The organism is Limosilactobacillus secundus (assembly GCF_020784695.1).
Taxonomy (GTDB): domain Bacteria; phylum Bacillota; class Bacilli; order Lactobacillales; family Lactobacillaceae; genus Limosilactobacillus; species Limosilactobacillus reuteri_F.
This window is the reverse complement of the sequence record NZ_JAJGUA010000034.1, coordinates 154,024-174,787: the sequence shown is the minus strand read 5'-3', so window position 1 is coordinate 174,787 and position 20,764 is coordinate 154,024. Positions and strand designations below refer to the sequence as shown.

11 protein-coding genes are annotated in these 20,764 nt (G+C 37.7%); all 11 read right to left on the bottom strand.

The genetic code is table 11. From position 1 onward, the window contains the following. Positions 1 to 3,352, bottom strand: a 3,352-nt coding sequence (locus LMB57_RS06310; protein ID WP_229278135.1) for a serine-rich glycoprotein adhesin, incomplete at its 3' end; no start/stop codon positions are given. A 187-nt stretch (positions 3,353 to 3,539) separates the two neighbouring features. Further along, positions 3,540 to 3,737 (bottom strand): hypothetical protein, encoded by a 198-nt coding sequence (locus LMB57_RS06305; protein ID WP_229270960.1) that lies wholly within the window; start codon positions 3,735 to 3,737, stop codon positions 3,540 to 3,542. Next, positions 3,730 to 5,055, bottom strand: a complete 1,326-nt coding sequence (gene gtfB, locus LMB57_RS06300) for an accessory Sec system glycosylation chaperone GtfB (protein ID WP_229278134.1) — start codon at positions 5,053 to 5,055, stop codon at positions 3,730 to 3,732. Before gtfB ends, LMB57_RS06305 begins: the two co-directional genes overlap by 8 nt. Next, positions 5,048 to 6,586 carry an accessory Sec system glycosyltransferase GtfA gene (gene gtfA / locus LMB57_RS06295; protein ID WP_229270958.1) on the bottom strand — a complete coding sequence of 513 codons (1,539 nt, stop codon included), beginning with the start codon at positions 6,584 to 6,586 and terminating at the stop codon, positions 5,048 to 5,050. The genes gtfB and gtfA overlap by 8 nt, the downstream gene beginning before the upstream one ends. Before the next feature lie 14 nt (positions 6,587 to 6,600). Beyond that, entirely contained in the window at positions 6,601 to 8,955 is a 2,355-nt protein-coding gene (secA2, locus tag LMB57_RS06290) for an accessory Sec system translocase SecA2 (RefSeq protein ID WP_229270957.1), read from the bottom strand. 3 nt (positions 8,956 to 8,958) lie between these two features. Beyond that, on the bottom strand, positions 8,959 to 9,846 hold the full coding sequence (gene asp3, locus LMB57_RS06285) for an accessory Sec system protein Asp3 (RefSeq protein ID WP_229270956.1): 888 nt from the start codon (positions 9,844 to 9,846) through the stop codon (positions 8,959 to 8,961). A 2-nt stretch (positions 9,847 to 9,848) separates the two neighbouring features. Next, on the bottom strand, positions 9,849 to 11,336 hold the full coding sequence (gene asp2, locus LMB57_RS06280) for an accessory Sec system protein Asp2 (protein ID WP_229270955.1): 1,488 nt from the start codon (positions 11,334 to 11,336) through the stop codon (positions 9,849 to 9,851). Between the two features lie 11 nt (positions 11,337 to 11,347). After that, positions 11,348 to 12,859, bottom strand: coding sequence for an accessory Sec system protein Asp1 (gene asp1 / locus LMB57_RS06275; RefSeq protein ID WP_229270954.1), 1,512 nt, complete (start codon positions 12,857 to 12,859; stop codon positions 11,348 to 11,350). A 2-nt stretch (positions 12,860 to 12,861) separates the two neighbouring features. Beyond that, a complete protein-coding gene (gene secY2 / locus LMB57_RS06270) occupies positions 12,862 to 14,052 on the bottom strand; it encodes an accessory Sec system protein translocase subunit SecY2 (RefSeq protein WP_229270953.1) in 1,191 nt (396 codons plus the stop codon). Between the two features lie 18 nt (positions 14,053 to 14,070). Next, entirely contained in the window at positions 14,071 to 15,081 is a 1,011-nt protein-coding gene (locus LMB57_RS06265; RefSeq protein WP_229270952.1) for a sugar transferase, read from the bottom strand. A gap of 240 nt (positions 15,082 to 15,321) precedes the next feature. Then, positions 15,322 to 20,364: a mucin-binding protein gene (locus LMB57_RS06260; protein ID WP_229278133.1), complete on the bottom strand. Its 5,043-nt coding sequence runs from the start codon at positions 20,362 to 20,364 to the stop codon at positions 15,322 to 15,324. Positions 20,365 to 20,764: the final 400 nt, after the last annotated feature.

Genomic DNA, 20,764 nt, shown 5'->3' with positions numbered 1-20,764 from the left:
GGCTCAGTGAAGTTGAGGCACTTTCACTCTGACTTAAGGATGTCGAAGTACTTTCACTCTGGCTGAGTGAAGTTGAAGCACTCTCACTCTGACTCAATGAGGTTGACGCACTTTCGCTCTGACTCAACGACGTTGAGGCACTTTCGCTTTGACTAAGTGAGGTTGACGCACTTTCACTCTGGCTGAGTGAAGTTGAGGCACTTTCACTTTGACTAAGTGAGGTCGAGGCACTCTCACTCTGACTCAACGAGGTTGACGTACTTTCGCTCTGACTTAAGGATGTCGAGGCACTTTCGCTCTGGCTAAGTGACGTTGACGCACTTTCGCTTTGACTAAGTGATGTCGATGCACTCTCACTTTGGCTCAACGAGGTCGAGGCACTTTCGCTCTGGCTAAGTGACGTTGACGCACTTTCACTTTGACTCAACGATGTCGAAGTACTTTCGCTCTGGCTGAGTGAAGTTGACGCACTTTCACTCTGGCTGAGTGAAGTTGATGCACTTTCACTTTGACTCAACGAGGTTAAGGCACTTTCACTTTGACTCAATGAGGTCGAGGCACTTTCGCTTTGGCTCAACGATGTTGAGGCACTTTCACTCTGACTAAGTGAGGTCGAGGCACTCTCACTCTGACTCAGTGATGTTGATGCACTTTCACTTTGGCTCAGTGATGTTGATGCACTTTCGCTCTGACTCAATGAGGTCGAAGTACTTTCACTCTGGCTGAGTGACGTTGAAGCACTTTCACTTTGACTCAACGATGTCGAAGTACTTTCGCTCTGGCTGAGTGAAGTTGAGGCACTTTCACTTTGACTCAACGATGTCGAAGTACTTTCACTCTGGCTGAGTGAAGTTGATGCACTTTCACTTTGACTCAACGATGTCGAAGTACTTTCGCTCTGGCTGAGTGAAGTTGAAGCACTTTCACTTTGACTCAACGATGTCGAAGTACTTTCACTCTGGCTGAGTGAAGTTGAGGCACTTTCACTTTGACTCAACGATGTTGACGTACTTTCGCTCTGACTTAAGGATGTCGATGCACTCTCACTTTGACTAAGTGACGTTGAGGCACTCTCACTTTGGCTCAACGATGTCGAAGTACTTTCGCTCTGGCTGAGTGAAGTTGACGCACTCTCACTTTGACTCAACGAGGTTGAGGCACTTTCACTCTGACTAAGTGATGTCGAGGCACTTTCACTCTGACTCAATGATGTCGAAGCACTTTCGCTTTGACTCAACGACGTTGACGCACTCTCGCTCTGGCTAAGTGACGTTGATACACTCTCCCTTTGACTGAGCGATGTTGATACTGATCGACTTGTACTATTTGAAATGCTGTCTTTAATTGATGTAGAAATACTTCCTGATGTACTTATCGAACGAGATATACTTTCTGAATGTTCTGAACCACTGGTATATTCAACTCTGGTGGTTCCATTCTGATTAATGTCTGCCATCACCATTTGAACTGGTGCATTACCACTATTTTGTTCACCAGTAGTGGCGCCAATTGTATAACTGGTACCGTTAACAGTACTTTGATTATTTGCAAAGTAATTCGATTCTATTGTTGTTCCATCATTTGTTACAATCACGTTAGTATTATTAGCGTTTATCGTAACATTTGCAGAATTTGAAGAATAAGTAGTACCAGTTGTTGTATTTAAAGTTAAATGAGCGGGATTATTAATATTAACAGTATTGTCGGAATTACCAAAGTAGAAGTTACGATTACCTGACAATGTAGCATTCGTTCCTTGATTAAAGGTAGCAGTATTATCGGAGCCCTTGAGGAAGTAAATATTTGTACCACTAGTATTCAAATTAATATTTGAGTTTTCACCAGCAACAAAACTAGCAGTACCCTTAGTTAACGCAATATTTGCAACATAATACCATGGCCATATGCCTCTATAGTTATAAGTATTATTTATTGTCAAATTAGCATTGTTACCAACTGATACAACATGCTCGATATGATTACCTAACATAGCAATATCAAATGGTGTAATACTATTATTAATAATTAGACTAGCACCATCATCAATTTTTAAATCATTTCCGCTATAAATTAAAGTTTGGTACCCATCAACGTCAGATTTTTCAGTTGTATAAGTGTTTCCATTATACTGATACGAATTCACACCATTAATAGTCGTATTTCCACGAACTTCAAATACTTTTAAGCCAGCATTTGTATCTGCAAAAACAGCAGTTCCACCTGTAGCATCTACATCATCATAAATTAATGTATACTCAGCACCTTTAGTCATAAAGACTGAGTTAGTCATGGCAAATCCACCACGTTGATTAGCAGTATAAAGTTTTACAGATTTAATGATCGTCGTATATTGTGTTGAAGTATTATTGTGAAGCAAAATACAGTTATTTCCAATATTTAGTTCATATTTGCCAGTTCCATTACTTCCATCAATTGTAAAATTATGTGGCGTAATTTTACAATCCCCTATATCTGAGTTCCCTAAATCAATATTAGCCGTTAATTTGATAGTACTAATATTGCTATTTTTAATAGCATTAATAAACTCATCGGCAGTACTTACATTAACGGTACCTTTTTCTTCAGTTGCGTTCGTTTGAATAAAACTAGAATTAAATAATGCAATCGTCCCATTAGTAATATTCTCAGTCGTTGTTCGTAATGAAAGATTTTGATTTGCTGATAAGACAGTACTATTAGAAGCTTCCTTTGTGAATGTTTCAAAATCATCATTAGAAGATAATGAAGTATTACTATTAGTAAGCGAACCACTTATACTAGATGAAGTTAAACCAGTACTAGTTGATGCTGATTGTGAAGTTGCGACGGAAGAGCTAGTCGATGTTGAACCAGAGCTAACATTTAAAGTACTAGTTGTCGATTCACTTATAGAAGCATTTGATTGGCTGACTGAGGTACTACCTGATGTTGAGCCAGAGTTAATATTTGAGGTACTTGTTGTTGATTCGCTTGTAGAAGTCTTTGATTGACTAGTCGATATACTACTTGACGTTGAAGTACTAGTAGATATTAAACCAGAGCCGACTACTTGAGAACTTTGATCAACGGTAGTAGTAGCCGCATGAACTTCTGTCGGATTAGCTACTCCAATTGCTCCAATTCCTAGTAAGGTTGCAACCGTTGCTGTCCCTTTTTTATAGGCATCCGCCGTGTCAGAAGTATGCATATTCTTTAATGAATCTAAATCATTAAAATCAGTTGTCCTAACTTCTTTCTTTGATCTAAAAGAAAATAATTTAAAGAAACGTGTTAACGCACTAAACCATCCATGTTTAGTTTTATATAATTTTACTTTACTTTTGTCTTCTTGTCCTTTATTGTTTTTTGCCATAGATAACTCCCCTCTAGATTATCAACTTATGTATCAATCTACTGATAAGCAAAATCATTATTTATCATCGATTTTACTCTTCTGCTTCTTCAAAATAAATAAATTTTTAGTGGAGTATTAATTTATTAAACATATGCATTTCATTCAAAAAGATCAAAAAGCAAATTTTCGCTTCTTAATCTTTTTACTAATGAATAAAATATCCTATTAGCATCATTCCAACAACTAAAATTAAAAGTAAAGTCATTAAGACGGAACGAAAGTTAATTGGCTCTTTTTTCTTTTTATAAGGTTGTCGCTTTTCTTCTTCTACTTTTTCTAAACGTTTCAAAGCATCTTGTTGAATGAGCGATTGTGGTTGATCATGATCTTCTTTTTTATTCACTTTGCAAGGCTCCAATCATTCTTTGGTAATCTTGGACACTAACTTCACTAGCTAATTGACGTTGTGTATCGATAAGCTCCTTCATCAATGACGGCTTCAGCAAGGCTGTCATAATATGCCTACTCATTTTCTGGACTTCATTTACTTTAAACGTATTTTGAGGAGTAACAAACTGTGGTTCATGGAGCGTTTCATCAAAACCGACAATTAGCATATTTTGCTCAAAAGCACCACGAACAGCATCCAAAATTTCATTCTGACGATTAATATCTAAATAAATATCACAATCCGCAATTAACTGTTTAACCCGGGCTGAACTGACATTAGGATATAATTCGACATTTTCATATTGTTGGTATGCGAGTAATTTACCCGACATTTCAGTAACAGCTGCAATATGAAACTTAATACTAGGCAAACTCTTGATAAGCGTTGATAATTCAACTATCTCATCCGAATTAGTAAGAATCAAAGCTTGTGGACGCAACTGATTAGCCCGTGGATGCGGGTAGATAGTCCCGAGGAATCCAAAGTCAACGTGATTATTTTTTAGGTTAGCGCCAATTCGTTGCCAATCTATGTATCGTTGGAAAATAATATGTTTAGTCCGTGTATTATTCTCCATTAAGAATTTCATGTTACCCGGCAATTCATCCCCGATTAGCGGTTCATGCCAAAATAAAGTATCACTACCATCAGTCGGTAAGTTCAACGAGACACTTAGCCCTTGGTTTAAAGTATTATACAAAATATGATCGAGCTTAAAGTGACGCGTCTGAAGATAATATCTAACAAGTTCAGTTAATGATGGAAAATGGTGGTCTCCATCAACATCTAAAAAGAAATCACCAGCGATAAGATTCCATTCAAGAAAAACCCGGTTCTTTTTATCGTAATATTTTCGCCATGCTGGCTGTTCATTTCGGTAATAAGTTTGGGCAAAACGATAACCATAACGATTATAATGATCAATCCAGCTAACTTTACCATTATTATTCAACCAACGCACTTCTTTTACTTGCCGAGTATTATCAGTAGCTTGGTATATAATATCAGCCCGTTTCTTATCAAGATCATATATCTGCCCCTGGTTTGCCGTGCTCAAAATTCGCCAGTAACGAGGTAAGGAAAGATGGTCAAAATATAAGGGCTTTCTATTTACGTTATAGTTACCCCAATGCTTGATTGGTGACTCAACTTCAGGTGGTAAGAAGCCATCATCATTAATTACTACGGTCGGGATTTTAATCTGAGCAGTTCGTTGAGAGCGAAGAAAATCAAATGAGGCTTGATCAAAGTTATCAAATAAATTAAGCATGCTGTAACTCCCCTATCAGTTGCTGCCATTGTTTAGCAACATTCTCAGTCAAATACGACTCCGCTAATGAATATGATTTTTCATGGAAAGATGTTAAGTCCGCTTCAGTAAAGTTTTTAACAATTGCTTCGGCTAGTAATTGTTCTTTACGTGAATTACTCCAATCTTCAGTATATGGCAATAAGTAACCATTTTGTTGATCTACAATGAAAGTCTGGTTACCATAGGGAACATCAAACCCAATCATCGATAAACCTGAACCAACCGCTTCCATTAAACTTAGCCCAAAGCCTTCGCTAGTTGAGCCTGCAATATAGGTTTCATACTTTTGGTAAACATTTTTTAAATCATGTTGCCCCATTAATTTAATATAGGAATCAGCATTATTTTTTGTGATCAAGTCTTGCAACCGACTTCGTTCACCACCCTCACCATAAATATCCAAGGTTAGATCAGAAATACTTTTATGTGCCGCAATAGTTGCTCTAATTACCCAATCAATATGTTTTTCGTTGGCTAATCGAGAAGCAGTGATTAAAGAATGTGTTCTGCGGGTCTCTTCCGGCTTTACCAAGTGTTCCAAACTACCAACTGGGATAGTATTGATTTGTGGTTTAGCGTGGTTAAAATGTTTTTGCTGACTAGCTAGCAAGTCACGTTGTCGATCAGTCGCAACGACATAAGCAGCTACATCTTGATAATGCATGAATTGATATTCATAAAAATTATTCCATAATACTTGCTGATCATTTGTATAATGCTTGTCGTAGTGGTCAGCATGCACAGGGATAACCAGTTTTGCTGGTAAATGATGTTCAAAAATCAATTGACCATTAACTAATTGCTTATCTTCATCCATTCGATCAAGAATAATTATATCATCAGCTTTAAAATTCAATTTCCGGATCATTTCGCGATAAAGATCAGTTTTTGAATAATAGTTTTGATCAGGAAATTCAAATAATTCGTAACCATCCCCATCCAAGTGTTGGGTATACGCAACCGTCCCATCTTCATTATAAAATTCCCGAAAAACCACCTGATTATCCTTCGCTTCCCCAGAATAATATTCTGTAGCATATTTTGTATACGAATAGAAATCACGTTTTATTAGTCGATTGTTAAAAATATAAGTGACCTGGTCAATTGTTCTTTTCTCGCGATTGTTGTAGCGCAGTGCGATCGTGAGCTTTTCTTTTTCAGATTTATATTGTAACTCTTTCGTGCCATTATCGGACTGAAGAACAAACTTTCGCTGCTCAAGATGGTTTTGCTTAACGAAAGTATCGAGTAAAAAGGTTGATGGAGCAATTTTAATATCAGTGAAAAAGTTGTAAAGCCAGATGATCTGATCATCATTAAAACCTAGATTAGCAGTTAGATCAGCAATATTATTTCCTAAAATCAAGTCCGAAAAAACAAACTTTGCTGAAATGTTAAGATTACGAAAGGCTTGTGCACGATATGACTGAGCATACTCGACACCACTACTGGCCCAGCCAATCCCTAAATTAATATTATATACAGTCATACTTTCCTCCATCATCAACTAAAGTTAACAATTAAATGATTATCTTTATCCAATCTAATAGTACTTAGCATTAAATTATCAACTACTTTTTTAGCGACAGTATCAAACATTTTTTCAAATGCTTGATAAGCTTTTTCTTGGTACATAAATTGGGGATTTCGTTGGGCGGTTGCCCATGGTTGAACAATTGTTGACAATTTGGATAAATAAGCCATTTGATCAGTCCAACTACTATCAAGCGCATTTAATAAAGCTGAACGATAAAATTGGTTTAATTGTTCATTATTGATTAACACTTGGGCCTTTTGTTCTAGCTTCTTTTGGCAAAAATGTTCTAAATAAATTTGTATTTTTTTGTGGTTTAATTCTAGATCATCCGGCAAATCCACAACATCATAAGTAAAATGTTGATTCATTAAATGCCGTAATCCTAGGGCAGTCCATTCTCCTTTTTCATCAAGGTAAAGCGAAATCCCTCTGCTTAACCATTTTCCAACTTCTGTTTCTAAATGCGCGGTTCTCATTAACTGATCACGCTGATCATAAAGATACTTACGCTGAATTTTTAATGCAATTTCATTCTTATTAATGTTGCTGCGTGCCATTTGCTGATTAGCAGCTACCCGATCATTCAACATCGTAATGCTCATTTTTAAACGTGGGCTACGCAACTGCTTATCAGTTTTTTTCTTTCGTAACCGACGATAATAATTTTTGAACCGTTTTGTACTATTTTTGGCGAGATAACCGTCCTCTAGAGAGATATAAAATTTACTTGTACCCGGATCACCTTGCCGACCAGCACGTCCTGCCAACTGCATCTTTACTCGCGCTGGTAGCATTTCTGTCCCAATTACGGCAAGACCACCTAATTTTTTCACCTCTTCACCAAGTTTAATATCTGTTCCACGACCAGCCATGTTGGTAGCAACAGTCACCGCCCCTTTTTGTCCAGCATCTTTTACAATATCAGCTTCTCGGGCGACATTAAACGCATTTAAAACATTATGAGAGATACCACGGTCTAATAATAATTCAGAAATAATTTCTGAATTTTCTACCGAACCAGCCACTAATAAAACCGGACGCCCTGCTTTATGAAGCTCAATTGTCTCATCAAGGGCATGAATTAACTTTTGACGAGTTGTTAAATAAATTTGCTCTGGATAATCTCTACGAATTACCTTTTTGCGAGTCGGAATTTGGATAACTCGCATCTTATACACTTCAAAAAACTCTTGCTCATCGCTTTTGGCGGTTCCACTCATTCCAGCGATTTTATTAAACAAACCAAACAGACTAGGAAAGGTAATTGATGCCGCCACTTGTTGGTTAGGCGTAAGGTCAACGTGTTCTTTTGCTTCAATTGCTTGATGCACCCCTGTACTGACCTTTACTCCTTTTTTCAGTCGCCCATTTGCCTCATCAAGTAAAACAACTTTCCCTTCACTAACTAAATAATCATGACCATTTTCCATAATAAAGTGAGCTCGTAAGGCAAGGATAATATGACGATAAATTTCCCGATATTCGCTTATAAAAAGATCTGGTATACGGAAAAAACGTTCTGCACGTTGGATTCCATGAAGAGTCAGCCATACCGCATCATGATCTTCATTCAATTTATAGTCAATCTTAGGCTGTAAAATATGAATAAAAGCATCCGCTAACTGATATAAATTGGATTGAACCATTGGCATACTTGATACCACAAAAGGTGAAGTCGCTTCATCAAGTAAAATTGCGTCAACTTCATCAATGATTACATAGTTAAATGGCCGTAAATATTGATCTTCGCGCCGGGTAGCAAGATTATTAAACAAGTAGTCAAATGCTAAACTACTAGCAGTTGTATAAGTAATGTCTGCATTATACCAACTCCGCTTAACCTCCGGCGTCGTCTTCTTTTCTTGATCATCGGTCTCAAAGCCGAGACTAACCGTTAACCCTAACCACTCATAAACTGGCTGTAATTGTTCTTTATCCCGTTGTGCTAAGTAATTATTGGGAGTTAATAAGAAAACTCCTTTCCCAGTTAAAGCATTCAAATATAAAGGCATCGTCGCTGTTAAAGTCTTTCCTTCCCCCGTCTTCATTTCCGCAATATTACCTTGATTTAAGACAATTGCCCCCATAACTTGTACATCATATGGAAACATTCCTAAAATACGATAGTCTGCTTCCCGAATGGTCGCAAATGCACGCGGTAAAATATCATCAACAGTTTTACCATTAGCTAATTCTTTTTTTAAAACTTGTGTCTGAGCCTGCAATTCTTCATCACTCATCGCTCGCATTTCAGCGGTTAATGCATTTACTTTAGCAAGGATATGTTTTACTTTTTGTAACCTAAAATTGGGGTGCGTCATATCTTATCCCTCTTTTGAATTTATTTCTTGAATGATCGAAAAGATAATTGGCCAGTCTGGATTAACTAATACTGGGGAACTCCAAGTAGTTGCTGGCAATAATGGATAAATTACATCGGCAATCTGTGAGTGTGGATCAGTCTGATTAGTAATGACCGCATTGATTGTGGAAAGCTCCATCTTTAATTCCAATACTGCTTGATCTAACTTAGGATTAGTACTAATAACATTGGCATCATAGGTTCGATTAGAAATTAACCATTGTTTTAAAATCGCTACTACATCAGCTGATGATTGCCACGCAACACTAATCGGCTGTATTTTATAGTCTTCATATTTTTTTAAAGCTGGATATGTTTTACGAACTCTTTTATTATCAGCGATTAAAAGCAAATTAAGTTTTCCTTTTACATCCTCATTTATTATTTTATGAAACCACACATCCTCATGAACACTAACCGGAAGTGATGCATCACAAATTTCAAACCGTTGAAAAGTTAAATCAGTAAGTCCATTATTAATCAATTCTAGTCGATACTGCACAGCTTCGGGGGGATAAACAAATTCAATTGACCGTTGCTGAAATTCGACATGATCAATTTCGTGTTCTTGCGCGTCAAAAAAGGTTAACCGAATAATTAATGAATAAATCGGTTCGGCTTTTGCATTTACGCTTAAACGGTATTTATGATTATTACGGAGAATTGGTAACTGTGGAACCAATTTAGTGGCCTGATATGAATTTGTAGACTTCCAGCTCATGATTGTTTTTCCGGGAGCCATTAGTGAGTTATGGAATGATACGCTGTAATCTGGATTAATCCTAATATTTGACCCTGCAGAATAAGCATTTGTTGGTTCCCAATAGCCTTGATTAACAAAATATTGCATTTTTATTCTCCTCGTCCAAAAGCATTATTTATTTCCGCAAGGCGACTAACAAACCATTGAACAACTGCATTATTATCATTATGCCGTCCTGGAAAGCCCTTGCTAACAAACAAGCGTGCGTTTTGAATGGCCGCGTTTTCCTGCATTCTTTTTATTGCCAAATTATCATAATCATCATTTTTCATATACCCAACATATATTCGTGTCTTAGTTAAGTCAGTTTGATTCATTAACTTCCAAAACTTTGTATCTAATTGCTCAAGTTGCTCAGAGGTTAAAGACGATACCAATTGGCGATCGATATCAAAGATTGTATCGAATTCATCTGGTCGTTCTAGACGGGCTCGTAAAGCAACTTGCCCTAAATTAACAGTTGGTTTGGCAACGTTAATTGCATAAGGAGATAATTGAACTCCAAGTTTAATTGCCGGATATGTCCCCATTGAAATCCCATTCAATACTAATTGTTGACGACTAAAGCCTAATTTCCTCAACGTTTTACTAATTGTGGCTTTGATTTGACCTTCAATCGCCGCACCCGTATAAAACTGTCCAACTGCTAAGCGCGGATCCGTAAACAGTAAGGCTGGAGTATGATTACGCCTAAATAGAGGATATGCTTCAAACCCCTCTAATCTACGCGCCCCAGAAAAATAAACATGTAGTGGTGGTCGCAAATCACCCGGATTAAAGTAATATGCAATATCTTCGCCAGTTACCGGATCAACAAGACGTTTCCCCCCTGTAAGAAATTCACCATAATCTCTTCGCGACCAACGTGCATGCAAAACACCTAATGTTAAACTTCCTTTTCCAAGCACCTCAATACTAACGTTAACAAATCGTGGAGCATCTTCTAATTTAATTGGTAGTTCTTGTTCTTCATTATTCTTCGAAAAATCAAGGAGATATTGGTCTTTAGGATTGCCATCTCCTGCACCTGGCTGAACAATAACTCGTAAACGAACTTTAACATTAGTTTGCCGATTATATTCAAGACTAAATTTAAATAACCGTTGAGGATCAATATAAATGTTTTGCTGATAGCTGCCCAAGCTAGTCCACTCATTAGCATCAACTGTTAAACTGAGGTGACCATCATCCATGAATATTCCCTCTGACTTATTTAATAATAATTTAGTAGGTGCAAACCGTGCACCGGATTGACCATGAAAAAATCTAATTGGCATTTGATCAATTAGCTCTTGAGGTTCTTCAACAATCTGACGAGCTTCTTGACATTTAATAAAATTTAAGCCAGCTTCATTAAGGTTCTTTTCAGCAAATGGAGAGTACAAAACACAATAAGGAGGAACTTGCCATTGGAGTTTACTCCACAAATCATCTTCTAATTGGACGCCTTCTGTAATTATTACTAAATCAAATTGCTTTGTTCCTACTTGAGGATAAGTATTATAGGTCCATGTTATTCCATTTGGAATTTTGTATTTATCTGCCCAGTTTTGTGCGCCTAACTGCAAGACATTCATGAAGATTCACCTCACTTCGTTAAAACTTTTTCCCACTTCTTTTGTAATTCTGCCGCTGATAATTGATTCATCAATTGAACATTATAAATAAGAGCTTCATTCCAATGCTTAAGATTCCCTAAATAGTAGTCTAATCCCTTATTGATATCAGAAAGTTGTGGACAAATCAAACCATTTTGGTAATTTTTAATTTGACTATTTGGTTGCCGATATATTTGCGGAATACCTGTACTAACAGCCGAAATCTGTAAGAATTCGTCCAATTGGTTTCCCCAGTCAATTAAGATCCGTAAAGAGTCTAATTGCCGCCCAGCTTCAGCAGGAGTGCTAATTCTTTTTGTACCAATAGTTAGTTTAGGAATATCAATTTGCTTCGTTAAAATTTCTTCAACTTCATTTTGTTCCTCATTAGCTAAGACAAACTCACCCTGATGGTTTTCTTTCAAGTTTTCAAGAGCTTGTTGAGATTGCTGCAATTTTTCAGTGCTATAGCTCAACAACGTCAATGCTGTCGTTTTAGGGTTCTTTAGTAATCGCTGATAAAGCAATTCCAATACTTTATCCACCTCATCCTTGGTCATTGACTCAATAAAAAGTCCTATTTGCTCTTGATCTGAGCGTTGACTATGACCCAAATTAAAACGGGACTGAAACAGTGGAATTATTGCTGCATCTATATTAGTTTGTTTTTTTATATTATTCTTTGTTTCATTATTATCCGCAACCAAATTTAATTCTTGACTTTTAAGTTCATCAAGACTTTCATGATACCTATGCCAACGACTCAAAGAAAAGACGGGCTGATAAGGCAGATAAGTTTTTTGGTCGATCACTGCTTGATCATCCATCGTGATAATTAAATTATCTTGGTTTATATCAAATTTGCTTAACACATACTTAGTAATAATTTCCTCAAGTAAATCATTTAAATGCTCATAATGTAGATAATCTGTTAATTCTGAAAAACGCTTATTAATTTCAACCCGATCAGATTTTACATCGTGTTTAAAGCGCCAATATCCCTGTTCGTCATAATAAATATATTGATATGGCTGACCATTTTCAAATAATTCTTCTCGCGAAATAAAGCCGCGACTATCAAGTAATAAGCGCCGACTTATCTTATCCTTTTCCAGATAGTCCACCCAAAGGATTTTACCTTGTGTATCAAAGGTTACTTTGGCATAAGGATTTTCTTTGACCATAACGATTATTCGAAAGTTTGTAAAATCATAGTAAGCTCCAGTTGGCCAATTGAAATCACGGTAATCAACAATTTGACTATCAACATGATGAACTCCTTGTAGATAATCAAAAGTACTAAAAATTTGTGCTGGTGAGATCGTTAGTTGATTTAATTTGGTTGATAATTGTGGCTGATAATCAGTAATTATTAGTGAAAAGGGCTTTTGGTTAGTTTGAAATACTTTGATATGACTAACTGCATCATCAAATTCAAGTTTAGGAATAGTATGAGCCCAATCTTCTAGCAACTCATGCCAAGCAGGAACTAAATAATCCATCATCACTCATCCTTTATTAAACGTGCGTATCTTAATGGGAACAATAACATTAATAATTGATCTTTTATTCCCTGCATAAACATTACAATCATTATAATATTCATTGGCAAAATTGCTAATCCAGCAAAATCCCCCAGAATGCGCGAACCTAATAAACCAAAGCTTAATTGAATAGCATTCAAAAGCGCACCAAAAAAAGATATGTGAATTACTAAACGTTGTAAATATTTTTTCGTCGGTTCACCAGGACGAATACCAATAATGTAATTATTATTATGTAACATTGTTTTGGCCTGTTCTTTAGGATCAAATTGTACAAACGTAAAGAAGTAAAATAGTGCAAAAGCTAATATTCCACTAAGTACAATTTCAAAATAAGGGTTAGCAAATAAAGACTGTGGACCTAAAACGTTTGCTAATAGCGTTGGAAGCATTAACAATGACATCCCAACCATGTAGGTCATCATCGCTCCCATATTAAGACCTAGTGGAAGAATTATCGGCTTATCATGACTGCTCATCATTGTATTAACCATCTTAATTGGATAATAAGCACGATTAAAAGCAATCCAAAAAATTAAAAGTCCAAAGCTTGCAAGCACTACCAATGCCAACCACAGATATCCATAAGACTGGCTCACTATTTTTCCAATTGATGCTAATAAATTAGGAAGGGTACCAGAAATAATGTTAAAAAGGATAATCGTTATTGTTCCACCAATACCAAATTGAGTATTCATATTTCCCAACCATACTACAAATAAACTCCCAGCAGTTAACATTATTGTTACTACCAAACTCGTAAATAAATTTGTCGTAAGTTTTAACATTAAGGTAAAGGCTAGCGATTGAATAATTGCAAAAATTAAAGTTAACCATTGCTGGATTCGCATCATCTGTTTTATTGACAATGTATCAAAGTAGAATAAGCGCATCATCGTTAGTAACTGAATAATCATCATTGAAATCATTAAGGGGTTCAGCCCAACTGAAAATAACGATAATCGTTGTAAGTTACCCCCACTCATAAAGCTCATGATTCCGATTGAACTATTAGCTAATACTTGCCTAAAAGTTGTCGAAACATTAACCAGTGGCAGTGGGATTGTACAGCCTAAAATATAAATGACCAGGATAAATAATGTAGCACCTAATCGTTTTAATAAGTTATCTAATTGTATTTTCTGTGTCACTTTTTCCTCATCAGCTTTTTATTGATAATGTAATTTAAATATTGCTTCCGTTAATGCTTTTTTAGCGAAATAACCATTACGAACTAATCCAGCAAAGTTATTAACTTGTTTTACCATTTTATTATAATCGCTATTACTTAAGTTTTGTACTTTTTCGATAGCTTCATCTAAGTTGTCAGCCACAATTCCTAAGCCTTTACGTAATATTGTTTCACTCTCTGCAATATTTTCATTAACAATAACGGGCAAGCCAGCTGCCAAGTAAGTACTTAGTTTATGGTTAGCGTTAAGATGCATGTAGTTTTTCCAATATGGCTCATTTGACCATACTAAACCAAAACCACCATTATGCCGGAGGTTTGACAGCAAGACGGGGTCTGATTGCCAACCCATAAACTTAATATTATCTGTCGGTGCAACATCAATCACCTTAGTAAAGGCATATAAGGGATTATCTGGGTAATCCCAATGACCGACCAACTGGAACTTCTCAAGATTACCTGCTAAATTAATTACCCCTGTATTTTTTGGTGTTACCGTAAAATCGACGCTAGCACAATGATCCCACATATGCTGCAGCACCACTTTTTCGACCATTAAACCATTTGCACGGAGGAAATCGACCATTGGCTGAGAAGGCGCAATAATTAAATCAGCTTTATTATAGTAGTTAATAAATTGTGGCATTAGGTAACGATTTGATTCAAACATCAATGGGAGAATATCATGGATAAAAATAATTTTTTTAACATTATAAGGAGCAAGATGGTCAATGAAAGCTTGATCCCACTCAATCGGATTCCAACTTGGTGATTGAAAAATAACTGTATCACCAATTGCTACTGAAGCAATTATTCCATCAAACCGTGCTTTTAAATGAGGCAACGATTCTTGTGAACTATCGTAACAATATATCCCCAATTCTTTAAATCCTAACTGATCACAGGCTATTCTGGCAATTTGATGTTGGGCAATTTGCGCTGTACTTTTCAAATTGAATCCATAAAGGTTAGTAATATGAACTGTCAATAATAATTCCTCCCCAAAAATTATTTATTCCTGCAACATTTTATCATCAAAATGATAATTATAATAAGATAATTATACCATACACTCTTTTATACTACGGCACATTACAAGTTTTGACTCTAAAGCCTTTCTCTTAACTATCGATAAATAATCATCTAACACTTCTATTCTCTTTTAAAATATTAAAAAAGACTTTTGATAGCCATGGGCTAGTTAACAAAAGTCTTTTCCAACTGAATCTTAATTATTTTTTCTTCTCTTACCTAAACTAATCCCAAACAATCCAAGGAATGCGCCAAGGATTACTCGCCAAATACTTTGGTGTTGATTACCTGTTTGCGGTAACTTTTTGGATACAGTTGAGGAAGTGTTTTTGCCAATGGTTGGTGTAACATCCCCCTTTGCCGCATGGACGGTTACTGGTTCTGAGACAGGCATTTCATTCACTGGAGATTCGCCAGTAGCACTCACTGCCATGGTTGGAGTTGAATTTACTCCTGTTACAGTGCTTGTCGGGGCAGCCGTTGTTGCTGGAACACCTGGTTCTTCCGAATTTGGAACCGCCGATGAAATTGTTCCATCCGATTTAGGCGTCTCGCTTGGTTGCGTTGATGCACTTCCAGAAGAACTTGGTGTGTCGGACTGCGATGGTTCATCCGGCTGTGCAGGCGTACTTCCGGCACTCGACGACGAAGCTGGTTTTTCTGGATTAACTGGTGTTACCGGCACAATTGGCGTTACTGGCACATCTGGTTCGTCAGGTGTTGGATGCGGTTTAACCGGATTTTTAGAATATAGAACAATAAAATGAAGGTCTTGACTATCTGCCGTCACATATTGTTCATCAATTTGCTGGTCTGAAGGGGTATAACCAGCAACTAGTGGTGAAACAACCGGTGTAAAGTGATCGCTTACTGGTTCCCATGACTCCCAACTAGTTTTACCCGTTACCTGATCTGTTAATCCATCGCGAGTAAAGACAATCGGGGCTGCTTGGTATGAAGGAGCTGCTATTCCGCCCTCAACAAACTCATAGCGAATATCTTCATTAATTATTCGTTGGTCAGTAACCTTTTCTGTTTCATGAGTTAAGTGAACAATTACATTTAAGTCATGGTCAGCAAATGTAGCTGGCAATGTTTCCTGACTAACCAGTTTATAGCCAAGTTGCTCATAATGGGCACTGACATTTTGATAGTCTTCACGCATTGCAAGTGGTAATTGTTCGTCAGCATAGCCTGATCCTAATTGCGCGTGATTAATAAGAGTTAACCCCGTTTCATCATCAATTACGGAATAAGTAATTTTATGAGGTTCAGTTGTATAATTTACCGTCACTTCAATCGGCTGTTCTCCCTGGGTAGCAAGCTCACTAGCAACTACTGTTTGATCCGGAATATAACCCTTAATTGATGGTGAAGCTACCGCCGTAAAACTCGTTGGATCACTTTCAATTACTGATTGACCATCCTTAATTGTTTCCGACTGCAAGACTTGCCACTCGCCCCGGTTAACTTCTTTCGTAACCTCATTTGTCGTTAATAAACGAGCAAAAGTTACTACTTGTTGAACATCAGGAGCAGCAGTTTCACCTTTTCGTGGACCATTTGCATATACATAATGAATGGTCCGTAATGATTGCACCTGTTCTTCTTTTGATGTCATCCGCGGTTGATAATATACTTTAACACTTTCACTTGGCACTAATGCAGTTGGGTGACCATCTGCCACAACTGGATACGGATTGCCCTTTGTATCTTCTGGAGCCGCATATCCATACTTTTGCAGGTCTGGATTTGGTGATGCTGGCCAACCGCCCCTTTCTAGCTTCCATGCTTGATCAGCATTAGCGAGTGGGACTTCAACCAGGTAATTGCCATTCTGATCACGTTGTTGGTTCAGCGTATAACCAATAATTTGGTGGTGAGGGCCAGCCACAATTGCTTGCCGGGTAAAGGTAGCCTGTTGGATGACCGGTTCAGTAACGCCCTCAATCATTATCTGTTTATCCGTGGTGCGGTCATAATAGGTAATCGTCCGCGTGGTTGTTTGATGTTCCACCTGTAAGCTATTCTTCATCAAGATATGAACAACTACATTTTGGTCAATATGGGTAAATTTGCTTGGTAGCTTATCTTCACTCACAACCGTGTAACCCAATTGCCGATAATGATCAATCGCTCCCTGATAAGCAGCGGTTGCACTTGCCGGTAATGCTTCATCTGCAAAGCCACTTGTTAAGGATTGTTGATCAACTAGTGTCTTATCATCGGTATCATCAATAATCGTATAAGTAACTGCATTAGGAGCAGTCTTATATTCTACCGTGACCGTAATATCGGGATCGTTCGGTTTAGCTTGCATGGCTGCGACCATTACTTGGCTCGGCGTGTAGTAGTCGATTGCCGGTGATTTAACAGCAGCGAATTGATCGTTCCTAGTAGTCCATTCACCTACTTTTGTTTCACCAGTTACTTGATTAACCTTCTTGGGGCGAGTAAATATAACTTGTTGATGAACACTTGGAGCAGCGACTTCACCTTTTCGTGGCCCATTCGCATAAACATAATTAACTGTCCGCTTAACTGGCAATTCTTCGTTAGTGACAATTACCTTTTCCGGATAAAAGACTTTTACTTCTTCATCCCCAGACAAAGCGGTTGGATGACCTTCTCCAACAAGTGGGTAAGCTCGGCCATTTGCGTCTTCGGCCAGTTCATAACCTTTTTCTGTCAAAATCGGATTGGTCGAAGCTGTCCACTCCCCAATAGCGGGAGTCCAGGCCTTGTCACCATTAGTCTCTTCAATAAGATAGTTGCCATGGCTGTCCTGTTTACCATCAAGGTTGTAGCCAAGGAGCGAACCATCCTGACCACTAATTACCGCTTGCCGGGTGAACTTAACAGCTTGCTTAACTGGCGGAATATCAAGCTGTTTTTCGGTATCTTTGTCATAGTACGTAATTGTCCGCGTAACTGTCCGTTCTTCGCTATGCAGTTGATTTCGTTTAGCAACGTAGATTGTTACATTTTGGTTAACACTCGGGCTGTCACCAAAAGCAACGGGTAATTTATCAGCAGAAACTAGGTAATAGCCCTTATCTTGATACCTTTGAATTACCTGTTGATACTTAGCAGCAGTATCAGTTGGCAATGGTTCACCACTTAAACCGTTTGCTAATGGAACCTGATTCTCTAAGACTTTTTGAGTATCTTTATCAATGACGGTATAGGTAAGCACTTGTGGGTCGGCTACATAATAAACAGTGATGTTAACATCTGGAGAATCATTTTTAACGGTTATTGCATCAATTGCTTTAACCAGATTGCCGCCTTCATCGACCGCGTGGTAACCGGCAATTACTGGAATCTCGACGGCCGCAAATGTAGCATTAGCAGGTGTCCAAGCAAGCCATTGACCATCATTATTAATCCGAGCAAATCCTAACTTTGTTGTATAAGTTGGCGCTGCTTCCTTGTCGGTGTCTTTGTAAACATAGCGAATTGTTTCTTTAACTTGCTGATTTTCAACATTATTTACTTTTCCAGTTAAAATCCCACTGTTACTAGTAATATCATTCCGATAAACATATGGCTGGAGGTAATAGCCTGCTTCCTGATTGACTAGTTCTTGTCCTTGATCGTTAGTAACAGTCAATTTCCATGGATGTTGCTCAAGATAACTTTGTAGAGCGGTATCCTTTAAAGCCACCCCTTGATAATAACCCTTGGTAAACATTTGATCCATATTAGGGTTATTAATATTAGCAGGTGGTAGCACGCCACTTAAATCTTTGGGGCGCCAGCTAATTAGGCCAATGCCAGTATCTTTCCTAAAACCAGCATAATCGGTCGCAATCGTTACATCATAGGCTCTTGTTAAACCATCACTAAAGTCTATGCTTTTAACCGTAATTTCAGGAGCCTTTGTGGAGATCAGTTGGCGAGTAACATAGGTATTAGAGGCATCAATAATGGGGTCCAGATCATAGTTTTTGTAGTGTGAAATGATACTCTTTTCAAGCGCATCTTTGACCTCCGCGGCCCCAATAAACTGGTAATCCACTTGATTATTGTCGGCAGGTTTAGTAACGGTAATGGTGAAATGTTTGCCTAATTTAACGCCATTTTTGTTCTGGGCAGCCAAAGCAACCGCTTCTTCATGATCAGGATAGCGGATAGCTTCATCTCCAATGCTCCACGTCTTGGTTTGTTGATTATAGTACCAAGTATGAACAGCATATTCACTGTTACTTTGTGGGATAATAATTTGATTAAAGTTATCAGCAGGCTTTACTTGAGCCTCAACTGGAATCTTGAAACCACTAGTAAACCGGCGATTACCAATTTGAATGTCATTTTGTGGAACGAGCATTGTTGGTGCCGTTGCTGTACTGGAATAAAGATGGAAATAACGAGTATCTAACGGTGCCTCATCCAGATCAAAGCCAGTAATATTGTGCCACGTCAAGTTAAAATGCAAGCGCGCTAAGGAAAGATTATTCTTACCGTACTTAGCCTTAATATTTTCTAACTCATCATTAAAGATGATCTGGTAAGAATCATTGGAGCCGCCATTACCGTTGCTACCAAGGGTATTATTATTTTGTGATGCTTCCCAGGTTACATCTTGCAGATCCTTAACAACTTGTGAGTTCGGGCTACTAATGGCATATGATCGATTATCAGCAGCAACCGGCCGCATGTAACCAATTACCGTTGAATAGCTTTCCCCACTAGTAGTTTGATAGTTAATGTTAATTGGCATCGTTTGACTTGCCCCACCCCCATAGGACAAGATATGCTGCTGATCATTAGCCGTCAACTGATATGGAATTCCCATGGAAACATTAATGTAATTTCCCGCTTTAATCTCATGGTTAGCAATGTCAAGGTCAAGCTCAAAGGCCAGGTTAGTCTGGCCAGTGTGATCCGTCCCGTTTCCCTGTTCAGATGCTGCTTTAACATTTGTTACCGTATAAGCTGTTTCATCAACCGGTGTCGTTGATGCTAGTTCCTCACTAGTTGATGTCGTTGTATTGATATTTGATTGGCTATCATTTGTAGAAACAACAGCTGGTAGTGTTGTTTGAGCAGCAGCCGGCTGGGGCGTTATTTGATTAGCACTTGTATCAACTTGGGCGATCTCGCCATTAAGGCCAAGAGCAATACTTGTTCCTAATAAAACCGATACTACCCCTACACTAAGCTTTCGTAAGGCAAAGCGCTGCGTTATCGGCATATTCTTTGTCAACCGTTCAACCTGATTATTCTTTGCAGTCAATATAAACTCCTCCTAAAATCAATCAGTAAATTTTTACTGATCAACTCTTTAATAAAAAAGGTTAACTATTAATCAATAGGGAAAATATAGTAAAAATTTTACAAACAAATTCCATTGATCGATGGTTGATAGATGTGGCTTAAGCATCAATTCACAAACATAATAAAACAATCCAATTATAATTACAAGCTGATAAATGATTTAAAATTAACATACAAAAAAACCGCCTTACAACACCACTATTGTAAGGCAGTTTTTTTAGACAATGCATCGAGTATTACTGTAAGTAATTAAGCAAGCATTGCATAAGCGTTAAGTCATTGCAATAAACCCTTGCTCTCTGCATTGTTATAATAATTACCATGTGATAAATTTTATAACTTATCCACATTTATAGGAT